This is a genomic window from Clostridium sp. Marseille-P299 (genome assembly GCF_900078195.1).
GTDB lineage: Bacteria > Bacillota > Clostridia > Lachnospirales > Lachnospiraceae > Lachnoclostridium.
Window position 1 is genome coordinate 164,524 of sequence record NZ_FJVE01000007.1, and the last position, 22,094, is coordinate 186,617.

Genomic DNA, 22,094 nt, shown 5'->3' on the forward strand with positions numbered 1-22,094 from the left:
AGGCTAGAATCATTGACTGATTTAATAAACTGACAATGATTCTAGCCTTTTGATTATGTATTTATGGATAAACGAAAAAAGGGAAATGCTTAAGCATTTCCCTTTTTGTATTAACAGGGGCAGTAGGACTTGAACCCACGACCTGCGGTTTTGGAGACCGTTATTCTACCAACTGAACTATACCCCTAAACTAGATTGTAGCACCGAACTCACTGTGCTTTATTATATTACTATGAATTGTGTAAATTGTCAACATATTTTTTGCAATTTCTTTTTTTTAATCTAAAAAAATATTATATGCAAGAATTTTTGCTTTATGCATAATAGTATTTAAAGATAATACCAATATATATATGCATATAATTTCTTCTACTGTAAATAATAAAGTTAAATAAATTATAAAGAATGTAGGTGATAAAATGGGACTTGTAAGTTGGATTATCGTTGGTGCACTTGCTGGTTGGATTGCTAGTATGATTACTGGAAACAATGAGAAAATGGGTGCAGGTAAAAATATTATCGTCGGAGTTCTTGGAGCATTGGTTGGCGGATTTATTATGAATACCATATTTGGTACTGCAGGATTTACGGGATTTAATATTTGGAGTGTAATCGTATCCATCATAGGTGCTGTCATCCTATTATTGATAGTAAATGCATTTAGTAATAGAGTAGATTAAATCTTTTATTGATAAAAGGACTTTCGCATATTTAGCAAAGTCCTTTTTTAATGCTCACTATATAGCCAATTCCCTCTTAAAATATCTAAATCACGTTCTCGAATATCATAAGCAATTGGGTGAGTATATCGTTTACGAATTTCAAACAAACGGCAGGACTTACACATGACTTCTTTATTATAGACAAACGTGTCATAACAAAAATCGCATTTTTGGATTCTCCACACAAATTGATCTAAGCTAGGAATATAAAAGTGCTCATAGAACTCTTGGTCAATTATACTTTTTCCCTTTGTAACAATTTCACGATGCCACTTGCGGTAATCTTCAAAGGCATAATTAGCAGCTTGTTCAGATAAATCAAAAACCTTCATTACATCGGCTACATTCTTGCACTCAGAATAGTGAATTGCCATACGAGGAGCAAGTAAGTGACTTGCAAATGTGTTTGCATATGTTTCATCAAGAGTAGAAAGGACAATGTGACCAAGTTCATGAAGAAGTGAAAAACGTATTCTAGGATGTGGCATATCATCATTATAAAAAATAGTATGTTTCAAAGTAGCAGCGTCTTCACTTAATTCATTACAGGCAATTCTTTTTTTCTCTGGTAATTCAGAATATTTTTTTATGTTGTATCCAAATTCTTTTATGATTTCAAAACAATCGACTGGAAAACTTCTTATATTACATTTTTTAATTACCAGTAATACAGCATTTAAAATAATTTCATTATGAATCAATCTTCATCATCCTCTAAAATAATTCTAGCTAAACGCATTTTTTCTTCTTGAGACAAATTCTTCTTGCTACGTGTATAAACAGTTATTAATTCATCATAGGATGGCATACGTTCCTCTAAGCTACCATTGGCCATTTCTTCTAATTCCTCTACTTTAATACCTAAATTTTTGCAAATAGTTAAGATATTATCCATAGTAGCTCTACCAACACCATTTTTTAAAATTGTATAAAGGGTGCTTTCTGGAATTCCGCATTTTTGAGCAAAAGCTCGAATGCTATAACCACTTTCTTTAATTAGTTTCTCTAAAATTTTTGCTTTCAACATATAAAACACCTCATATTCAAGATGATTTCATTATAAACGATATATCGAATTTTGTAAATGTATAATTTGCGTAATTCCGTAATATTTGCGTCGGTACATAAATTATATATTGACAATGTGCGAAATAGCGTGTATATTTTAAATATGATTTACGGAGTTACGCAAACAAAAGAAAAATATCATTCAATTATATGGATATTCAACTTACATAAAGTTGGATATCAGGCAAGGATATTTGCCAGAAAAGAGGGTTATATGTACAAAAATTTATTATATGTCATGAAAATTAAAGGTATCACATCGGTTCAACTATCTAATCTCCTACAATGCAGACAAGCCACTGTGAGCGAAAAGCTAAATGGGGTGGTAGCAAGTGGTTTTAGTTTTGATGAGGCAGCAAAAATTAAAAAAGAATATTTTAATGAATATGAGTATGATTTTTTGTTTCATCGTATAATAAATTAATAGAACATATGTTCTTAAAATGATATCAAAAATAGTTAAATTTGTCAACTAATCAGACTATAATTTATGAATGTTAGAGTAGGAATATATCATCAAGAAAAATAGATTAAGAGGGCAAGGAGGGGTTATTATAAAAGAGATAATATCTAGATTATTAAATATAAAAAGTGTAGTTGCAATTATTTTGACCATAGTTTTTTCAGTTTTATCATTACGAAGAGATATTACAGGTGAACAATTTCTTATGATTTTTTCTACAATTATTGTTTTTTATTTTGGTACAAATCCAGAGAAAAAAAGTGATCAATAAAAGTGTTTCAGACAAAATAGAAATTATAGATTTTAATTGTTTCACTTGTGTTAATTGGTTTAAAATGAGGAGTGGAGTTGTCACAAAACTTAGTTGTTTATGTGGCAACTCCTATTTATGAAAAGAAAAGTTTATGTAAACAAGGTGGGGGACCTTGAGTGTTAATATAACTATAACGCTAACCTGTGATTAAAGTTTGATGAAACTGTTAATATATTGTGAACATTATTAAAAATAAAGAAAATGGGAGTGACAGAATTAATAACTAACGATAAATCGTATCCTGTCATACCCATTTTCTTTTTAATTTGTTATGATTATTTCTCTTAACATAATAACATGCTTCAAGATTAATTATAAATAAACATTATGCATTTCTCGCATGTTCAAAAGCACTTTGACCAATATGGCAATATCCATTTATGTTTTTATCAAGATACTTCTGATGATATTCCTCAGCATCAAAAAAATGAAGAAGAGGGCCTACTTCTATGGCAATTGGCTTATCATATTTTGTAGCTAGTGTTTCAAGTGAACTGCGAATGATAATTAAATCAGCTTCATCTACATAATAAATACCAGTACGATACTGTACACCACGATCTGCTCCTTGTTTGTTTACTGAAGTTGGATCTATTATCTCATAGTAAAGAGTTAAGAGCTTTTCAAGTGGAAGGATCGTGTCATCATAGCGGATTTCTACGGCCTCAGCATGACCTGAATTATGATAGGATACATCTTCGTAGGTTGGGTTTAATGTGCTACCATTTGCGTAACCAACTTTTGTGCTAATAACTCCTTTTATTAAGGAAAAATACTTCTCGCTACCCCAAAAACATCCAGCTGCTATATAAATCGTCTTTATCATATAACCTTCTTTCTAGCGCATAAACTGCGCATCTAGCCAAAAAATGAACATATAAATAAGCGTTTAAATAAGAATTTATATAAGATTGTAATTTATGATGCTCATTTTATAATTTAACTTTGTAAACTTATGATATGTAAATTATAATCTTATGATAAATAAATATAACCATTTTTCTTGTAATATACTATTATTCAGTGTTAGAGTCAAGCAAGGAATAAAGTTTGTTTGTGAAAATATAGGAAATAGAGTAGTTAGTAGATTGGAAAAATGAAAGGTAGTTGAAAAAATTGTCCATAAGTGATAATCTGAAGACTTAGGATGGTATTTTATTATTAGGGATAAATTCATTAATAAAGGCCTTATCATAATAGAAATTTAAAGAATAAAATATAAATTACAGAGGAAGATGAATATATGGAATATTTAAATAAAAATAATAATATATATAAAGAATTACTAGAAGTTGTACTAGAAGGTAACAAGGCATGTTTAAGCACTAAGTTTAGTAACAAACAGGGAAGTATGAACGAGATAGAAAAAAACATCCTGTTACAAGATACAATGAATGAGGAAGAAAAAAAGGCATTTGAGCTAGGAATTCCTTATGTTTATACAAATAACGACACTTCTACAGTTGTAGAGCCATTTTTTCCTGAAGAACGCTTAATTGTTCTTGGTGGAGGCCATGTAGCATTACCAGTAGTGGAATTTGCTGCTAAAATTGGTTTTTCAGTAGTTGTTGTCGATGACCGATTAAGTTTTGCCAATACCGAAAGATTCCCTTTGGCGAAAGAAGTCATATGCGATAGTTTTGAGCATGCTTTGGATAGTTTAAAACTAAAAGAAAGTGATTATGTCGTAATTATAACAAGAGGACATCGTTATGATGCAACATGTTTAAAACAAATATGCAGTGGAAGTGAACCTTCCTATGTTGGCATGATTGGTTCGAAGCGCAGAACAGCCATTGTAAAAGAAACTTTAGTAGAAGAGGGCATTGATAGAGAAAGACTGAACCGTGTCCATACCCCAATAGGTCTTAGTATTGGTGCAATAACACCAGAAGAAATTGCGATTTCCATTATGGCAGAATTAATAGCTCATAAAAGAATTGGAAAAGCAGAGAAAAAAACAACCAATCGTTCGGATGTAGATTACGATGTAATGAGGGTTTTAGCAAATGAAGTTGATGTACCAAAAGCAATCCTTACAATCATTAGTTCAAAAGGATCGGTTCCACGAGGAGCGGGTGCAAAGATGATCGTTTATGCAGATGGAAGAATTTTAGGAAGTATTGGTGGCGGTTGTAGCGAAGCAGCGGTGCTTGGAACAGCAAGAAGGCTGATTGGATCTAAATCATACCAAGTGGTGGATGTGGACTTAACAGGGGATGCTGCCGAAGAGGAAGGAATGGTTTGCGGAGGAATAATGACTGTACTTATTGAAGACTATATACATTAATAAGCTGAATTTCACTTACAAAGCGATACAATATATAGCAATATATCAAGGACTTTGAATAATTTTATACTGCAATTTAAAGTATCAACTTGAAAATGTTGTGCTTAGAGTATATAATTATCGCGTAACTTATCAAGTGGTGCTTCCAATAGGAAGTTAAAAGGGAATGTGGTGCAAATCCACGACAGCCCCCGCTACTGTGATTGGGATGAAAGCTGTTATAGGCCATTGAATAAATATTAAGTGTTTAACCATCTGCCGAAATCATATGATTACGGTTAAGCATAAGATATCTATTTGAGAAGGCGACAGTGAGTAAAATGACCAAGAGCCAGGAAACCTGCCATTTGATTCATATATCATCTTCTTCGGAGGGAAGAGGAAAGAAAAGGAGATAAATATGAAGAATATGAAAAAGATTTTGACAGTGCTTTTAGCAATGGCTATGGTACTTTCATTTGTCGGATGCGGAACAAAGGCAGATAACGTATCAGATAAAAATACAACACCAACAACTACAGTGGAACCTACCAATGAACCAAGCGTAGAACCAACGAATAGTGCAGAAGATACAAGTGCAGTTAGTTATCCGTTAACAATTAAAGATTCCAATGGAACAGAAATTACATTTGAGAGCGAGCCTCAAAAAATCGTTTCCGTTGCACCAAACATTACTGAGTTAGTTTATGCAATTGGAGCAGGAGATCGCCTTGTAGGACGTACAGATTATTGTGATTATCCAGAAGAAGCACAAAACGTTGAGAGTATTGGGACTCTTTATACTCCTGATATCGAAAAAATAATTAGCTTAGAGCCAGATGTAGTAATTGCTTCAACTCACTTCCTTGAGGAGTCAGAAAAGCAATTAACAGACCTTGGAATAAAAGTAGTTGTTTTATATGAAGAACATGATGTAACTGGTGTTTATACAATGATTGAAACATTAGGAGACATGTTAAATCTTAAAGAAAATGCTACAAAAGTTGTAGATGAAATGAAAGCTAGCATTGATGAGACTGTTGCAGCAGTAAAAGACCTTGAAGCACCAAGTGTATATTATGTTGTAGGATATGGCGAAAGCGGCGATTATACAGCAGGTGGAGATACATTTATTGGCCAGTTGATTACAATGGCAGGTGGTAAGAATATAGCACAGGATGTTTCCGGATGGTCCTATTCTTTAGAAAGCTTAATGGAAGCAGATCCAGACATTATTGTTATGCCTGAATACTATAAAGATGATTTTATGACAGCTGATAATTATAAAGATTTAACTGCTGTTAAAAATGGAAAAGTATATACAATTGATGAAAATATTTTAAGTCGTCAAGGAAATCGTAATGCTGAAGGAATGCGTGAATTAGCGATGATATTCCATCCAGAAGCATTTGAAAATAAATAAATTAGATAGCTTCAGAGGAAACATGCAGGGCAGATTGCATTCACCTCTGAGGCTTTTTTCGATGTAATAATTTATATTACTCATTTTATGAATAATTTTGAAAGGTATGAGTAGAAACATGACATTTTATGAACAATTTCAAACCATATCTGCTCCTGTAGCAGAAGCAGAAAAGAATGCAAAGTTAAGATGGGATTCCATTGCAAAGCCACTTGGAAGTCTTGGAAGACTTGAGGAAGCAGTAATACGTCTTGCAGGAATCTCTGGAAATGCAAATAAAGTTTCTGTGAAAAAAGCTGGACTAGTTATTATGTGTGCTGACCACGGAGTCGTAGAGGAAGGTGTTACACAAACAGGGTATGAAGTTACCAATGTTGTAGCAACGAATTTTACCAAAGGAAAAACTAGCGTAAATGCCATGGCAGATACTATAGGTGTTGATGTTTTTCCGATTGATATTGGGATGAAAACAAGTCCGGTGAAAGAAAAGGAGTTAAAACCTTTAACTTTAGTGGATCGTAAAATTGCCATGGGATCTTTAAATATTGCAAAAGAAGCAGCAATGAGTATAGAACAATGCGAAAACGCAGTACAGGTTGGAATTGACAGTGTTAGGGATTTAAAAAAGAAAGGCTATGAGATATTAGCAACAGGTGAAATGGGAATTGGAAATACTACGCCTAGCAGTGCACTTGCCGCAGTTTTATTAGGGCAAGAAGTTGAAAATGTCACAGGAAAAGGTGCTGGACTTTCAAATTCATCACTGGAGTTAAAAATTAAAGCAATTAAGCGAGCAATTAAACGATATTATTCTATTGAAAATAATTATAGAAATAGTTTAAAAGGTTTGGATTCTAAAGAAATGAGTTCTAAAGAAATGGGTTCTCTGGATATGGCTTCTCTAGATATGTATTCAGAAGATATGATTTCTGTAAAAAGGGATACTATAAAAGTAAATGGTGCCCAAAGTGCAATCAATTTACTTTCACAGCTAGGCGGATATGATATCGCTGGTTTAGTTGGTGTATTTTTAGGTGGTGCAATTTATAAAATTCCAATTGTAATTGATGGCTTTATTTCCTCAGTGGCAGCGCTACTTGCGGTAACAATAGAGCCAAAGGCTAGATATTATATGTTTCCTTCTCATGAATCCAAAGAACCTGCAGGAAGAATGGTTTTAGAAGCTTTGCAAATGAAACCATTTATTACATGTGACATGTATTTAGGAGAAGGTACAGGAGCCATTGCTGTGTTACCTATACTGAATATGGCGGTAGAAGTATATCAAAAGATGAGTACCTTTAAAGAAATTGAAATTGAGGAATATAAGCAATTTAACTTGCAGTAGTAAGGAGGAGAATTCCATGCTTATATTAGTAACTGGTGGAAGTGGTAGTGGAAAGTCTGAGTATGCAGAGAATTTCGCAGTATCTTTTGGAAAGAAGCCATTACTCTACATTGCAACAATGTTGCCATACGGTGAAGAAAGCAAGAAAAAGATTAAGAGACATCAAGAAATGCGAGAAAAAAAGAATTTTAAAACATTAGAATGTTATACGAATCTCTTAAGTATCACACTTGATGATAAACCAGTTACATTGCTGGAATGTATGTCTAATTTGCTCGCTAATGAAATGTTTCATGAAAATGGAGCAAAAGACTTAAGCGTTAGACAAATTATATCTGGTATAAAACATCTGATTCAACAATCAGAGCATGTAGTTGTAGTTTCAAACGAGGTATTTTCCGATGGGATATCTTATGATGAAGAAACAAATAAGTATATTGAGTTTTTAGGGAAGATAAATGCTGCTATTGCTGAAATAGCAGATCAAGTGATAGAAGTAGTTTATTCCATACCAGTTTTTCATAAGGGGAAGGACTTGGTGATAAATAAAATTCTAGTGAATGAAAATTAAAAAATAGTAGTATGAAAGGAAGGTCTGTCTTAATGAAACAAATAGCTTCCTCTTTTGTACATGCATTTTCAATGTATTCTAAAATTCCTATGCCAAGGGCATCATGGAAGAAAGAAGATATGAAATATGCAATGTGCTTTTTTCCTCTTATAGGTGCAGTAATTGGTGCAATTATGTATGGTGCGTTTTTTCTTTTCGATTGGATTGAATGCGGTGAAATAATGAAAGCTGCTATATTATCGGTGATCCCTATCATAATTACAGGTGGTATTCATCTAGATGGTTGGTTGGATACCATGGATGCAAGAAATTCCTATAAGGAAAAAGAAGCAAAATTAGAGATTTTAAAAGACCCACATATCGGTGCATTTGCAGTTATAAAGTGCATGGTATATGCAATTGTTCTCGTTGGATTTATGAGTGAAATATCAGAACGTTCCATTGTCATTATTTCTATTGGATTTATTTTATCTAGAGCATTTAGTGGCCTTGGCGTTGTATATTTTAAAGGTGCGAAAAAAGATGGCTTATTAGCTACGTTTTCAAGCAGTGCAGAAAAAAAGGTGGTACGATTCGTTTTGATTTTATACGTGATTGCTTGTGGGATTGTTATGCCTTTCATAAATCCAGTTATGGGTATAGCCTGTTTTATCATGAGCGTTATTGTATTTATCTATTATAAGTACATGTCATATAAAGAATTTGGCGGAATCACTGGAGACCTTGCGGGATACTTTTTGCAGTTATGTGAATTAATGATATTAATTACTGCCGTGGTTGTGGATTATTTACTATAATTTTGGAGTTTATTTGGATAAGATATAAAATATTCCAACATGTTATAATACAGCGCTAGGTTAGAAAGAGGTTAATATGAAACTCATTATTGGTGGTGCGTACCAAGGAAAACTTAATTATGTAATGAATCGGTTCTCATTTCAAAGAGATGATGTTTTTTATGGTGAGATAAGTCCTTATGACTTGATTTCTGAAAAAAAGGTGCTAGTGGACTTTCATCTACTTGTAAAACGATTTTTAACAGAAGGAAAAGTGGTGAAAGAAGAGGTGGTACGTATTTTGAACCAATCTCCTGATTTGATTATTATCAGTGATGAAATTGGTTGTGGTATTGTGCCATATGATCGATTTGAACGTGAATATAGAGAAGAGACAGGACGTATTTGCTGCTATTTAGCACAAGAGGCTGAGGAAGTTATACGTATCCAATGTGGTATTCCATCTAAAATAAAATAGCGTTATATAGAAAGGTATGTGCGTTTCATGAAGGTGTTATTGATTCGTCATGGTCAAACACAGGGAAATAAAGAAAAACGATATGTAGGCAGTACGGATGAAGAATTATTGCCTGAAAGTATAGAGTTATTATCAAAATTTCAGTATCCAAATACAGATGCTTTATATGTCAGCCCCAAAATTCGTTGTATTCAAACGGCTAATACTATTTATCCGGATATGTTACCTACCATTGTAGAGGATTTTACCGAATGCAATTTTGGAAACTTTGAATATAAGAATTATTTAGAGTTAGCTGAGGATGAAGATTATCAAAAATGGATCGATAGTAATGGAGAGATGCCATTTCCAAATGGAGAGTCTAGGGATGAGTTTCAAAGACGCTGTGTCAATGCTTTTGAACAGGTAGTTAGTCAAGCAATCCAAAAGGATTTAAAAAGCATAGCTTTGGTAGTTCATGGTGGCACGATTATGTCTATTTTAGATAAGTATTCAAATCCTCATAAGGATTATTTTAATTGGCAAGTTGGGAATGGAGAAGGATATCAGGCAGAAATCAATATTAGCAAATGGATCTTTGGGGAAAAGGAAATTGATAATATTAGGAGGATGAAATAAGTAGATGAAATTAACATTACTTGCTCTTTGCATTGGTTTTTTTATGGATTTGTGCTTTGGAGATCCTCATTGGCTTTACCATCCAGTCCGTTTCATAGGAAATTTGATATCAAAGATGGAAAAAATACTTCGATCCATATTGCCCAAAAATAAGAAAGCGGAGCTTATTGGTGGAGGAATTTTAGTCGTTAGTGTAATCTTTCTTTCAACTATGATTCCTTACGTAGTCCTTGCTATTTCTGGATTTGTTCATCCAGTACTAAAGCTAATTTTAGAAAGTATTATGTGTTATCAACTTCTTGCTACGAAGGCATTGAAGGATGAGAGCATGAAAGTTTATTATGAACTTAAAAAAGGCGATATAAATGGTGCAAGAAATGCTGTTTCAATGATTGTAGGGAGAGATACCGCTTCTCTAACAGAAGAAGGAATCGCAAAGGCGGCTGTTGAGACAGTTGCAGAAAATACTTCAGATGGCATTATTGCACCAATGTTATTTATGGCCATTGGTGGTGCGCCCCTTGGATTTTTTTATAAGGCAGTAAATACAATGGATTCCATGGTTGGTTATAAAAATGATAAATATCTTTATTTTGGTAGAGTGGCAGCAAAACTAGATGATATTTTAAACTATATTCCTGCAAGAATTTCAGCGTATCTTATGATTTTAGCAAGTGCAATTCTTGGTATGGACGCAAAAAATGCATATAAAATATTTAAACGTGACCGATACAATCATGCGAGTCCGAACTCAGCGCAAACGGAATCTGTATGTGCTGGAGCTTTAAATGTTCAACTTGCAGGTGATGCATATTATTTTGGAAAATTGTATAAGAAGAAATTTATTGGAGATGCAATTCGTAAAATAAGTTTTGAAGATATTAGGCTGGCAAATCGTTTATTATATGGGACTGCAGTGTTAGGAATGTTGATTATTATTTTGATTTATATCCTTATATTTATAATAGTTTAATTTTTTTAAAGGGATTCTAATCCCTTAAAAAGCTCTGTAATTGTTGCAAAGGAGTGAATCACATTTACGAGATATAGTTCACATTTTGTATTCAATACGTATATAAGGATTTTTCATTTCAATTAAAATAAACAATTTACTAATAATCTTGAATGAATTGACCTATTGGTAAGTTGCATCTATAGAAAGAGGTTAAAATGAAACATAAACATGGTGGAGATATCTATAGTATGCCAGATATACTAGATTTTTCAGCAAATATAAATCCCTTAGGAATGCCAAAGAATGTACAAGAGGCTGCTAAGTTAGGGATTGAAAAAGCCATTTATTACCCCGAGGTTGGCTCCAAACAACTTCGTGATGAAATCTCAAAATACTATAATTTAGATTCAGAGCATGTAATTTGTGGGAATGGAGCAGCGGAAATAATCTTTTATATCTGTCTAGCGGAGCAGCCCAAAAAGGCTTTATTACTAGCTCCAAGTTTTGCTGAATATGAGATTGCTCTTAAAAATGTTGGTTGTGATGTAAATTATTGCTATCTGAAAGAAGCTGACAACTTTATGTTAACACAAGAGTATATGTCTTATATAACAGATGACCTTGATATTATTTTTCTATGTAATCCTAATAATCCAACAGGACAGATGATTACAAAAGAGTTTCTAATACAAATTGTTCAAAGATGCAGAGAAAAGCAAATTAAAGTGGTGTTAGATGAGTGTTTTATTGACTTTTCAGATAAACTTTTGAAACAATCTATGAGAGATGAGTTAAAGAATTATGAGAATTTAGTTATCATAAATGCATTTACAAAGCTGTATGCAATGCCTGGTTTAAGATTAGGGTATGCTCTTAGTACGAATAAGGTTTTATTAAATAAAATGCATCAATTATTGCAACCATGGAACGTTTCGGTACCAGCCCAATTTGCAGGAATTGCAGCTCTAAAGGAAAAAGAATACGTGATACAATCAAGAGAAGTACTTAAGAATGAAAAAGAATTTTTAGTGAGTGAACTATCTTACTTGCAAAAACAGTATGAACAAGGAAAGTCAGATATCATTAAGAAAGTCTTTGGATATGAGGCAAATTATATATTCTTTCGTGGAAGTAATGAATTAGCGCAGATTTTGCAAAGCAAAGGAATTCAGATTAGGGATTGTAGTAACTACCGTGGTTTAGAAAAAGGATATTATAGAATTGCTATAAGAAGTCATGAGGAGAATCAGAGGCTTATTAGCGCAATGAATTATAATAACAATTGTATGGATTGAATAACGAAGAAAATCAACTTTTATAATCAGTATAAAGAATCGACGAATGATAGAAGCAAAGTGCTTTTATAACATATCATTCTCACATATATTATTGATTTTTAGATTGGAGTTAAGAATGGCAAAGGTAATCATGGTGCAAGGCACGATGTCAAACGTAGGGAAAAGCTTTTTAGTTGCTGGCTTATGTCGTGTATTTAAACAAGATGGCTACAAAGTTGCGCCATTTAAATCGCAGAATATGGCGCTGAATTCTTTTATAACAGAGGAAGGCCTAGAAATGGGAAGAGCCCAGGTCATGCAAGCAGAGGCAGCAGGAATAAAACCTTCGGTGCTGATGAATCCAATATTATTAAAGCCTACCACAGATATGGGTTCTCAAGTGATTGTAAATGGTAGGGTTGTTGGAAATATGCATGCGATGGATTATTTTAAACGAAAAAGAGACTTTATCCCTGAGGTTTTAAATGCATATAAAAAATTAGATGAAGAATATGATATTATTGTGGTAGAAGGTGCGGGAAGTCCAGCGGAGATTAACTTAAAACGAGAAGATATCGTAAATATGGGGCTGGCAAAAATGATAAAAGCACCAGTTCTTTTGGTTGGAGATATTGATCGTGGAGGAGTATTTGCACAATTAATCGGAACAATCATGTTATTAGAGGAAGATGAACGTGCACTCATTAAAGGTAACATTATTAATAAGTTTCGTGGAGATAAGCGTATTCTTGATCCAGGACTAGATATTATCGAAGAAAAGAGTAGTGTTCCAGTACTTGGCGTTTTACCTTATGGGGATATTGACTTAGACGATGAAGATAGTTTATCGGAACGCCTTATCACAAAAAAAGAGATTGGGCTTGTAGATATAGCAGTAATTCATCTACCTAGGATTTCAAATTTTACTGATTTTCATCCACTAGAATGTATCCCTGGTGTTTCACTGCGTTATGTAAAGAGTGTAGACGAACTACAAAATCCAGATATGATTTTAATTCCAGGTACGAAAAATACCATGGCGGACTTAAAATGGATGCGTCAAAATGGATTAGAAGCAGCTATTTTAAAGGCGGTTGCAAATGATACACTACTTTTTGGAATATGTGGTGGATTTCAGATGCTTGGAGAGACTCTTAGTGATTTAGAAGGAGTAGAAGGCGGGGGCCGTATGCGAGGAATGGAATTATTGCCAATGCACACGGAATTTGCAAGTGAAAAGGTATGTACTCAGGTAAAAGGTACATTTGAAACAATCACAGGGCCATTTGAAAAATTATCTGGATTAAGCCTGGAAGGCTATGAAATTCATATGGGAAAAACAACCTTAAGTGATAATGTTAAGAATGCAACACGCATTTATGATGGAACGGAAGAAAAAATAGATGGTGCATTTGATGGAAATGTTTGTGGTAGCTATGTTCATGGTGTATTCGATAAGGAAGAGGTAACAAAGGCACTGTTATCCATTTTATTTGAAAGAAAAGGCTTAGATGCAAGTGAGGTAAAGGGATTTTCTTTAGCGGAGTATAAAGAAGAGCAATATGAAAAATTAGCACAGATGGTTAGAGAAGGATTAGACATGAAACGAATTTATGAAATTTTAGAGGAGGGCGTATGAAAGGATTAGTTCATATTTATTGTGGAGACGGGAAAGGGAAAACAACTGCATCCCTAGGACTTGCAATTCGTGCAGCAGGTAGTGGTATGAAAGTTGTTTTTGCACAATTTCTAAAGGGCAGTGATACAAGCGAATTAGAGTCATTAAAGCGTATTGAAGGAATTACTGTGTTGCGTAATCCAATTGATTACGGTTTTTATAATCGAATGACGGAGGAAGACAAAGTAGCAATTAAAAAGCTTCATAATGATACACTTACAAAAGCAATCAAAGCGGTAAATGATGGAGAATGTGATCTTTTAATATTAGATGAAATCATAGCTACTTATAACTATAGTTTAGTAGATACGAATTTAGTAGACGAGTTACTTTCAAACAAACCAGATAACCTCGAATTGGTTTTGACGGGAAGAGATCCAGCACCACATTTTTTAGAAGCTGCAGATTATGTTTCTGAAATAAAGAAAGTAAAACATCCATTTGATCAAAAAATTGGTGCTAGAGTAGGGATTGAATATTAATCTTTTATGTAAATGTTTATTCATAAGAGCGTATAATTTTATACTATTGTTCTTTCACTAATATAAATTTTAGACGAGAGCACTTTTAGTATCAAAGCTCTTTATATTTAAAATGAAACGAATAAAAACAAAGACTCACGCTGCCAAAAGATCTGCTAATCTCTGAGCTTAAATAATGGCACAGAGATGCAGTAGAAAACTATAATAATATCCAGGTAGAAAGTTAAAGAAAGAGCAACTGGTTATGAAGATTGAGTTCTTATTGATTCACTATGGACAAAGAATCAATAGGCACTCAATCTAGAATTAAACTTCTAAATTCAAATTAAAAATACGATTTAATTTAAATAATAGAAATATTACTCAACTTAAGTGATTGAAATACCCCTAGTTTTAAACTATGGAAATACTCTATAACTTAAATTATAGAAAACCATTTAACTTAAGCGGAAGTAGTACTCAAGAATCAAATTATAATTTTAACATCTTCTAATTATACATCCGATTATCGATCCGATATTCCATCGGAGTCATTCCACAAATCCCTTGAAATGCTCGGTAAAAGCTTCTAGTACTATTAAAACCAGAATCAAAAGCAATTGAAGTAATGGAATCATTCGTATTTCGAAGTAAGGTCTTGGCAAGTTCTACACGGCGATTATTTACATAAGCGTTAAAGGAGGTTTGAAGTTTCTTAGAAAAGAATCTTGATAAATGAAATTTGCTTGTACTAATATGCTTTGCAACATCTTCTAATGATATCGATTCTGTAAAATGACAGTCAATATAAATAAGTGCAGTTTGTAATGCATCTGAATTCATTTGCTCTTCATGCTTTTCTAAGGTAAGTTGCTCAAATAATCGACAAAGTAAAATTAGAAGATACCCTTTCATTAATCTTGCATTCACAGGCTTACCTGCAGTACTTGCTAACACATCGATGCATGGTAGTACATCAGGCGATAATTGTTCTTTTACTACAAAGGGTTGTAACGGGCGATAATTTAGAAATTCTGTAAGATAGTCACTTACAAATTCTGCATCAAAAATAAGTAGTAAGATATGACTTTCTTCTTCCGTCTTATAATAATGAATCGTATTTGGAAATGCGATAGAACAGTCCCCTGCTTTTAATTCTTTTACATCGTTATCAATGGTTACAATAATTTTCCCGGATAAAACATAAAGAAGTTCAACTTGTTTATGTAGATGTGCAGGAAAATTATTATTATGAGATAAGATGTTTTGAAAATTTTGTGTACGAAACTGATAAAAGGAATTCATACGCATTACCTCCGTAAAGAGACTGTGTTCGCCAGTCATAAATAGCGTTTGTGCAATCTAAGTTATTGAAATTTCTTAAGCAATAATTGTCATAAGAAAATAATGTTTTGTGTTATGGATTAATTATATCAAGTAAAAAAATATTTGTAAATAATCATAATATTTAACTATATATAGAATATCCATGAACTCCTATATAAAGAAAAATTTATAAGAGCAATATTTGGCATAATTTAATGGATATTTGACATGACGAGGCAATTAAAATCATTTACAATAAAATTGCTAGTAAAATGTAGAAAGAGGTAATTGTGATGAAGCAAGATAAGAAAATGTGGATTGCGGATCAGGGAGATGGAACTTATAAAAATCCGATCCTATATACAGATTATTCAGATCCAGATGCGATACGTGTTGGAGAAGATTATTTTATGATCGCCTCTAGTTTTTGTAATACACCGGCGATTCCTGTACTCCATTCCAAGGATTTAGTAAATTGGAAAGTAATTAGCTATGTGTTAGAAAAAATTCCTTTTAAAGACTATGATGAACCAGCGCATGGAAGAGGGGTTTGGGCTCCTGCTATTCGCTATCATGAGGATACATTCTATGTGTTTTATCCAATGCCAGATGAAGGTATCTTTATGTGTACATCAAAAGATCCTTTCAAAGGATGGTCTGAACCAGTGTGCGTAAGAAACGTTGTTGGTTGGATTGATCCATGTCCTTTCTGGGATGATGACGGAAAAGCTTATATGGTAAGTGCATTTGCTAGAAGTAGAATTGGTTTTAAGAGTATTTTACACATGAGCTCTATGAAGCCAGATGCAACAGGCGTATTAGATGATGGTATTCATGTATATGATGGAAATAAAACGCAACCAACCATTGAAGGACCCAAATTATATAAAAGAAACGGATATTATTATATCTTTGCTCCAGCAGGTGGTGTAAAACCAGGTTGGCAGACTGTTCTTCGTTCTAAAAATATATGGGGTCCTTATGAAGAAAAGATTGTATTACACCAAGGCAATTCTCCAGTAAATGGACCTCACCAAGGTGCTTGGGTTGATACGCCAACAGGAGAAGATTGGTTTATTCACTTCCAGGATGTTGGAAATGCTGGTAGAATCGTACATCTACAGCCAATGCGTTGGGTGGATGATTGGCCAGTAATTGGAGTAAATGATGTAGATGGTTGCGGTGAACCAGTATTACATTATAAAAAGCCAAACGTTGGAGCAACTTATGAAATCGATGCTCCAGATGATACTGATTATTTTGAAGGCGAAAAATTAGGGTTACAATGGCAATGGAATGCAAATTATAAAGATGAGTGGTATCAATTAGATACGAAAGAAAAGAAACTTAATTTATATTCTGTGTATTCCAATACTCAACTATGTGACGTTAAGAATCTTTTAATTCAAAAATGGCCAGCTCCTAAGTTTAGTATTAAAGCAACTCTTGATGTGTCAAATCTTGCAGAGGGAGACATTGCGGGTATGGTTTCTCTTGGTGGGGTATATTCTGGACTTGCGGTTCGTTTAAAGGATGGAGTTAAGAAGTTTGTAGAAATCACTGGCGAATGGTTAAAAGACAATGAGACGGTAACAGAATATGATACATTAACACAGGATCAAATCATTATTAAAATGAATGTGTTAGAAGATGGTAATGTAAATTATGAATATAGCTATGATGACATAACTTACAAACCAGTAGGAACTACGATTATGATGACACCTGGTCGTTGGGTTGGTGTAAAAGCAGGTTTATTCTGCATTAATAAAACGAATGAATCCAAAGGCTATTTAACAGCAGATTCCTTCGTGTTCTATGAATAATCTATACAAAGTACTATGGGGATAGCGTATGAATAGATAAAAAGTCTGCCGCTTTAATTTTCGTGAATGTTATTGGAATGAAAATTAAAGCGGCAGGTTTTATAATTTTAAATTTATTTAGACTTACAATGGTGTAGTCCAGGAATATTTAAGACTAGCAGCCTTCAAAACTCTTTTTTCATAGACTATTGAGCACCAAAGCATTTCTTTAATAACTCTAATAAATCAGCACAACTAAAATTTAAGAAATTCATATTTAAACCTCCTTTTTTTGATTATCTCGAAAAATATTTCGATTTTTCTTTTTTATTAAGATGGTCTGTATTTCTATTTATTTGTTTTCTTTGGTATGTATGTATTGTAACATTTATGTAACAAAATTGTAATATTTAATTAATGGGTGAAGTGGTGGAATTTGCTAGTGGGATATTTAACTACGTACAAGTTAATATTTCATTACCAAAGTTTATGTTCACTTGGACAGCTCATAAAGAGCTTAGCAGCGCGTAATTCCACGTAACAACCACATTTCTTGCACATTCCATTTACAAGTTCATCGCATTCTTTGCATATAGAAAGCCGTTGCTCATATACTTCATCATTAACCTTTTCATTCGGTGGGATATTAGCAACGTAATCTAGAATTGATTGAAAGAATTTATTTTCATCTATTTCAGACAACAGACATTTTTTACATAGGTTCATAAAGGGGCCTCCTGGAAGTATTGATCTTAAGAATTATATTACCATTTATTACAAAATATATAAACTAAAAAAGGTCCTATCACATCAGTTTTCTTAATGTTATTGGAACGAAAACCAAAGTGATAGAACCTTGCCTATTATATTATTGTCTAAGAATGGAGTTTATTTATCAAAGTGATTCTATCTTAGCAACCACCAAAACATTTCTTTAATAAAGCTAATAAATCAGCGCAGTTAAAATTAAAACACATAATGAAGTCCTCCTTTTAAGTATAATCTTTAAATTATAGTGTATGTTTCATATTGAATGAATTAGCAACCACCGAAGCATTTCTTAAGTAAAGCTAATAAATCAGAACAATTAAAGTTAAAACACATAATAATATCCTCCTTATAAATTTAAGTATGTTTGAGTATTTAGTTTTTTGTTTATTTCTTGCTACAAATGAATTGTAACACTTTTGTAACAATTATGTAATATATAATTCGTGGAATTTCTGTTAAATATATGCACAAGGTTTATTAATTGTGTGAGAAAAGAGCGTAACTACAGGAAGATTAAAAAAATTTCAAGAATTTATATATTATACTTGACAATAGGTGCTATATTTTGGTATCTTAGTATGCAATAAAAACATTTGATATATTTTGGTATTTTAATATACAATAAAGAACTTTTTTAGAATTTTAGCATGTAATAAAGAACATATAATAAATTTTAGTATTTTAGAATGTAATAAAAACATGTGAAAAATTAGAAATTTTAGTATATAATAAACATCATGTGGAGGTATCACATGCTTACATTTAATACATTTAACATGAATAGGGACGACGATAGATAGCGCTTGCAGCTGTGAAAATTCATAGGTGCAAGTGCTTTTAGTGTTGTGCCTATGTGGATATAATATATTTTAAATAATATAAGCCACATTGGTAGGATAGAAATATCAATCACCATTGTGGCTTATTTTTTATACATTTTTATAGAAAGAGGATAGTGCTGATATTTAAGTGGACTTGAAAGGGGCGTGATAATATGGGACATATGGATGATGTCCGAATGGATCATAAAATATAAAGCTTAAATAATATTATTGAATAAGACATAGATTTAGGAGGATATGGTATGAAATACGTAAACAAAAATATAGAAAATAAAAGTACGGAAGCAGAAGAATTAGGATTATGTATCGGGAAAGAAGTTATCTTAGAAGGTGCAATTTATAAAATGCGTATCATGAAGGGATTTGCGTTTGTACTTCTTAGAACAAAGCGTAGAGTTGTTCAATGCATTTATTCAGAAGAATTTAGTAGATGTTCATTGGATGACATAAAAGAGCAGATGTGGGTACGTATTTTAGGTGAGGTTGTAGCAGAAGAACGCTCAAAAACAGGTTATGAGATTCGAATAAAAGAAATTGAGATTTTATCTAGTTCAACGGAGGAATATCCAGTTGTTATCAATAATAAGGCAATGGAGACTTCCATGGAAACACTTCTTGATTATCGAATGATTACTTTACGAAATGAAAAGGAAAGAGCAATATTTAAGGTGCAAGAAGGAATCTGTATGGCTTTTCGTGAGTTCTTTAAAGAACAAAGATTTACGGAAATTCACACACCTAAGATTGTGCATGCAGGAGCAGAAGGTGGTGCAAATATTTTTCAGTTAAATTACTTTGGAAAGGAAGCTTATCTTGCACAAAGTCCTCAATTTTATAAGCAAATGATGGTTGGGGTGTTTGAAAGAGTCTTTGAAATTGCACCTGTATTTCGAGCAGAAAAACATGACACTAGAAGACATTTAAATGAATATACAAGTGTTGACTTTGAAATGGGATTTATAGATAGCTTTTATGACATTATGCAAATGGAGACTGCAATGTTAGGATATTGCTTTGAATACCTAACTACAAATTATTCTTATGAACTAGAGTTATTAAAAGTTAAACTTCCAGTAATAAAAGAGATTCCATATCTTACTTTTTACGAGGCAAAGGAGCTAATTTCCAAAGAATACAATAGAAAAATTAAAGATATGGAGGACTTTGAGCCTGAAGAAGAACAATTATTGTATGAACTAATTTATAAAAAAACAGGAAGCGAGTTTGTATTTGTTACACATTATCCTAGCAAAAAGCGTCCATTTTATGCAATGGAGGATGAAGAGAATAAAGAGGTAACCCTAAGTTTTGACTTGTTGTTTCGCGGGTTAGAAATAACAACTGGTGGGCAAAGAATTCACAAATACGAAGAGCAGATAAAGAAAATGGAAGAAAGAGGAATGGATATTGAGTCTTTTGAAAGCTATTTAAGAATGCATAAGTACGGGATGCCTCCACATGGTGGATTAGGACTTGGTTTAGAGAGACTTACTGCTATGTTGTTAGGATTTTCAAATGTTCGTAATGCTACGCTATTTCCAAGAGATATTAATCGAGTAACACCTTAAAAAGTTTTGCCCTTTTAAAGTTGAACCAAATGCGTTATAATATAGTATATAAATTTTATAACAGAATCGTTATATCGTATGAAAGTAAACGAATGAGGCAAAGAGTGAAGTAAAATCATGTTCACTCTAAAACAACCGAGGTGCGCTAACTATTTTAAAGTTTTTGCTCCTTGGGATATGGAATGAGAGGTAAGATATGATTAATAATAGAAACGAAAGTGTATTACTATATCTTCATGAAAATGGAGAAAGAGAAAAAAAGATAAAGGCGTTATTGATACGTCATGGAATAAAAATTAAGTCAGTGACAAGTGAAATGCAGGGACAAACGGTAGGTTATTTACTATCATTTCCTGGTTTTACAGAAGAGACTGCAGAAGAAGAAAATATTCCATTTGAAGAAGACATTATGGTCTTAAAAGGATTTACAAGAGAACGAATGAATGTATTGTTTGAAGGTTTTAAAAAGAATGGCATTCGTAGAATTAATTTAAAAGCAGTTGTTACGGAACATAATCTTCCTTGGAAGTTACGTGATCTATACAACGAGCTAAGAGAAGAACATATACAAATGAGTGAGCTTACAAAGAAAAAGCTAGAGGAAGCTAATAAAAATGAATAGTTAGTAAAAAGTGAACCATTGCAGTATACGATGTATTTACAACGTATACTGTAATGGTCTTTTTATATTAAGAAATAATCGTCAATCCTAATGTTTTTATAAAGGGAAAAGAAGGCCTTATTTCAGTATATAATTAGCCAAGGGATTTATTATTAAAGGATAATATTTTAATTAAAAAACACTTAAATTTAGTCATTTGATTGAATAATTAGATATAATACATACGTAAGATATAAAATAAATCATAAATAGAGTAGTAATAGAAAGTGGAGGCGATCACGTGGATAAAAGGTTGTTTGTTTGTCAAAAATGTGGATGTAATGAATATGAATCGGATCAATTTCAGGCAACGGGAGGTAATTTTGCCAAGATATTTGATGTCCAAAATAAAAAATTTATTACAATAAGTTGTAAAAGATGTGGTTATACTGAATTGTATAAAGCAAATACATCAGAGGGATGGAATATCTTAGATTTTCTAATGAATTAAGAGATAATTTATAATGTATTTCGTGACTAAAACGAAGAGTTGGTCGTAATAAACGTTCAACTCTTCGTTGTTTTAATGGAGATAATGCACGACCACCTTTATTTATATAGTAAGAATCCCTTTGATAATAATTATCAATTAATAAATATCGTGGAAAGTTTTATAAAATATATTAGTTTTTTATTAAATAAAAAAAAATTGCTTGCAATTAATAAAAATCTGAATATAATAGTTGAAGTACTCAACAATT

22 protein-coding genes, 1 tRNA gene and 1 riboswitch are annotated in these 22,094 nt (G+C 32.6%); of the genes, 17 read left to right on the forward strand and 6 right to left on the reverse strand.

The window, feature by feature from the left end; all coding sequences use genetic code 11:
• Window positions 1-114: 114 nt before the first annotated feature.
• Window positions 115-187: transfer RNA gene (locus BN4220_RS08990), tRNA-Trp, on the reverse strand.
• 232 nt (window positions 188-419) lie between these two features.
• On the opposite strand from BN4220_RS08990, the gene BN4220_RS08995 reads away from it, so the two are divergent.
• The gene (locus BN4220_RS08995; protein WP_066715580.1) at window positions 420-680 is read left to right on the forward strand and encodes a GlsB/YeaQ/YmgE family stress response membrane protein; all 261 of its coding nucleotides are present in this window, start codon (window positions 420-422) and stop codon (window positions 678-680) included.
• Between the two features lie 47 nt (window positions 681-727).
• On the opposite strand, the gene BN4220_RS09000 is transcribed toward BN4220_RS08995, so the two are convergent.
• Both BN4220_RS09000 and BN4220_RS09005 read right to left on the reverse strand, forming a co-directional pair.
• Window positions 728-1,423, reverse strand: coding sequence for an ImmA/IrrE family metallo-endopeptidase (locus BN4220_RS09000; protein ID WP_148401718.1), 696 nt, complete (start codon window positions 1,421-1,423; stop codon window positions 728-730).
• The gene (locus BN4220_RS09005; RefSeq protein WP_066715581.1) at window positions 1,420-1,749 is read right to left on the reverse strand and encodes a helix-turn-helix domain-containing protein; all 330 of its coding nucleotides are present in this window, start codon (window positions 1,747-1,749) and stop codon (window positions 1,420-1,422) included. The genes BN4220_RS09000 and BN4220_RS09005 overlap by 4 nt, the downstream gene beginning before the upstream one ends.
• A gap of 255 nt (window positions 1,750-2,004) precedes the next feature.
• Here BN4220_RS09005 and BN4220_RS09010 point away from each other — a divergent pair, with 255 nt between their 5' ends.
• Window positions 2,005-2,214: a DNA-binding protein gene (locus tag BN4220_RS09010; protein WP_066715582.1), complete on the forward strand. Its 210-nt coding sequence runs from the start codon at window positions 2,005-2,007 to the stop codon at window positions 2,212-2,214.
• A 677-nt stretch (window positions 2,215-2,891) separates the two neighbouring features.
• On the opposite strand, the gene msrA is transcribed toward BN4220_RS09010, so the two are convergent.
• Window positions 2,892-3,389, reverse strand: coding sequence for a peptide-methionine (S)-S-oxide reductase MsrA (gene msrA / locus BN4220_RS09015; protein WP_148401779.1), 498 nt, complete (start codon window positions 3,387-3,389; stop codon window positions 2,892-2,894).
• A gap of 420 nt (window positions 3,390-3,809) precedes the next feature.
• Here msrA and BN4220_RS09020 point away from each other — a divergent pair, with 420 nt between their 5' ends.
• The 11 genes from BN4220_RS09020 (at window position 3,810) to BN4220_RS09070 (ending at window position 14,441) form a co-directional block, all read left to right on the forward strand.
• On the forward strand, window positions 3,810-4,856 hold the full coding sequence (locus tag BN4220_RS09020) for an XdhC family protein (RefSeq protein WP_066715584.1): 1,047 nt from the start codon (window positions 3,810-3,812) through the stop codon (window positions 4,854-4,856).
• Between the two features lie 120 nt (window positions 4,857-4,976).
• Window positions 4,977-5,219: riboswitch (cobalamin riboswitch) on the forward strand.
• A 37-nt stretch (window positions 5,220-5,256) separates the two neighbouring features.
• The gene (locus BN4220_RS09025; RefSeq protein ID WP_148401719.1) at window positions 5,257-6,258 is read left to right on the forward strand and encodes an ABC transporter substrate-binding protein; all 1,002 of its coding nucleotides are present in this window, start codon (window positions 5,257-5,259) and stop codon (window positions 6,256-6,258) included.
• 118 nt (window positions 6,259-6,376) lie between these two features.
• Window positions 6,377-7,606, forward strand: a complete 1,230-nt coding sequence (locus BN4220_RS09030) for a nicotinate-nucleotide--dimethylbenzimidazole phosphoribosyltransferase (RefSeq protein WP_066715585.1) — start codon at window positions 6,377-6,379, stop codon at window positions 7,604-7,606.
• A gap of 16 nt (window positions 7,607-7,622) precedes the next feature.
• On the forward strand, window positions 7,623-8,177 hold the full coding sequence (locus BN4220_RS09035; RefSeq protein WP_066715586.1) for a bifunctional adenosylcobinamide kinase/adenosylcobinamide-phosphate guanylyltransferase: 555 nt from the start codon (window positions 7,623-7,625) through the stop codon (window positions 8,175-8,177).
• 32 nt (window positions 8,178-8,209) lie between these two features.
• On the forward strand, window positions 8,210-8,974 hold the full coding sequence (locus tag BN4220_RS09040) for an adenosylcobinamide-GDP ribazoletransferase (RefSeq protein WP_066715587.1): 765 nt from the start codon (window positions 8,210-8,212) through the stop codon (window positions 8,972-8,974).
• A 76-nt stretch (window positions 8,975-9,050) separates the two neighbouring features.
• Window positions 9,051-9,431 (forward strand): bifunctional adenosylcobinamide kinase/adenosylcobinamide-phosphate guanylyltransferase, encoded by a 381-nt coding sequence (locus tag BN4220_RS09045; protein WP_066715588.1) that lies wholly within the window; start codon window positions 9,051-9,053, stop codon window positions 9,429-9,431.
• 27 nt (window positions 9,432-9,458) lie between these two features.
• Complete coding sequence (locus tag BN4220_RS09050) at window positions 9,459-10,049, forward strand: histidine phosphatase family protein (protein ID WP_066715589.1); 591 nt, start codon at window positions 9,459-9,461, stop codon at window positions 10,047-10,049.
• A 4-nt stretch (window positions 10,050-10,053) separates the two neighbouring features.
• On the forward strand, window positions 10,054-11,022 hold the full coding sequence (gene cbiB, locus BN4220_RS09055) for an adenosylcobinamide-phosphate synthase CbiB (protein WP_066715590.1): 969 nt from the start codon (window positions 10,054-10,056) through the stop codon (window positions 11,020-11,022).
• Window positions 11,023-11,219: 197 nt separating this feature from the next.
• A complete protein-coding gene (locus tag BN4220_RS09060; RefSeq protein ID WP_066715591.1) occupies window positions 11,220-12,299 on the forward strand; it encodes a pyridoxal phosphate-dependent aminotransferase in 1,080 nt (359 codons plus the stop codon).
• A 118-nt stretch (window positions 12,300-12,417) separates the two neighbouring features.
• On the forward strand, window positions 12,418-13,920 hold the full coding sequence (locus tag BN4220_RS09065; protein ID WP_066715592.1) for a cobyric acid synthase: 1,503 nt from the start codon (window positions 12,418-12,420) through the stop codon (window positions 13,918-13,920).
• Window positions 13,917-14,441 (forward strand): cob(I)yrinic acid a,c-diamide adenosyltransferase, encoded by a 525-nt coding sequence (locus BN4220_RS09070; protein WP_066715593.1) that lies wholly within the window; start codon window positions 13,917-13,919, stop codon window positions 14,439-14,441. Before BN4220_RS09065 ends, BN4220_RS09070 begins: the two co-directional genes overlap by 4 nt.
• A 489-nt stretch (window positions 14,442-14,930) precedes the next feature.
• Here the strand turns inward: BN4220_RS09070 and BN4220_RS09075 are convergent, their stop codons facing one another.
• Window positions 14,931-15,725, reverse strand: a complete 795-nt coding sequence (locus BN4220_RS09075; protein WP_066715594.1) for a helix-turn-helix transcriptional regulator — start codon at window positions 15,723-15,725, stop codon at window positions 14,931-14,933.
• A 314-nt stretch (window positions 15,726-16,039) separates the two neighbouring features.
• On the opposite strand from BN4220_RS09075, the gene BN4220_RS09080 reads away from it, so the two are divergent.
• A complete protein-coding gene (locus BN4220_RS09080; RefSeq protein WP_066715595.1) occupies window positions 16,040-17,572 on the forward strand; it encodes a glycoside hydrolase family 43 protein in 1,533 nt (510 codons plus the stop codon).
• A gap of 456 nt (window positions 17,573-18,028) precedes the next feature.
• Here BN4220_RS09080 and BN4220_RS09085 read toward each other — a convergent pair whose 3' ends face one another.
• Window positions 18,029-18,277 carry a DUF6171 family protein gene (locus tag BN4220_RS09085; RefSeq protein WP_066715596.1) on the reverse strand — a complete coding sequence of 83 codons (249 nt, stop codon included), beginning with the start codon at window positions 18,275-18,277 and terminating at the stop codon, window positions 18,029-18,031.
• A gap of 1,129 nt (window positions 18,278-19,406) precedes the next feature.
• Between BN4220_RS09085 and aspS the strand changes: the two genes are divergently transcribed.
• The 3 genes from aspS (at window position 19,407) to BN4220_RS09100 (ending at window position 21,844) form a co-directional block, all read left to right on the forward strand.
• Entirely contained in the window at window positions 19,407-20,732 is a 1,326-nt protein-coding gene (aspS, locus tag BN4220_RS09090; RefSeq protein ID WP_066715597.1) for an aspartate--tRNA(Asn) ligase, read from the forward strand.
• A gap of 196 nt (window positions 20,733-20,928) precedes the next feature.
• Window positions 20,929-21,354 carry a DUF3783 domain-containing protein gene (locus BN4220_RS09095; protein WP_066715598.1) on the forward strand — a complete coding sequence of 142 codons (426 nt, stop codon included), beginning with the start codon at window positions 20,929-20,931 and terminating at the stop codon, window positions 21,352-21,354.
• Between the two features lie 280 nt (window positions 21,355-21,634).
• On the forward strand, window positions 21,635-21,844 hold the full coding sequence (locus BN4220_RS09100; RefSeq protein ID WP_066715599.1) for a zinc ribbon domain-containing protein: 210 nt from the start codon (window positions 21,635-21,637) through the stop codon (window positions 21,842-21,844).
• The last annotated feature ends 250 nt before the right edge of the window (window positions 21,845-22,094 follow it).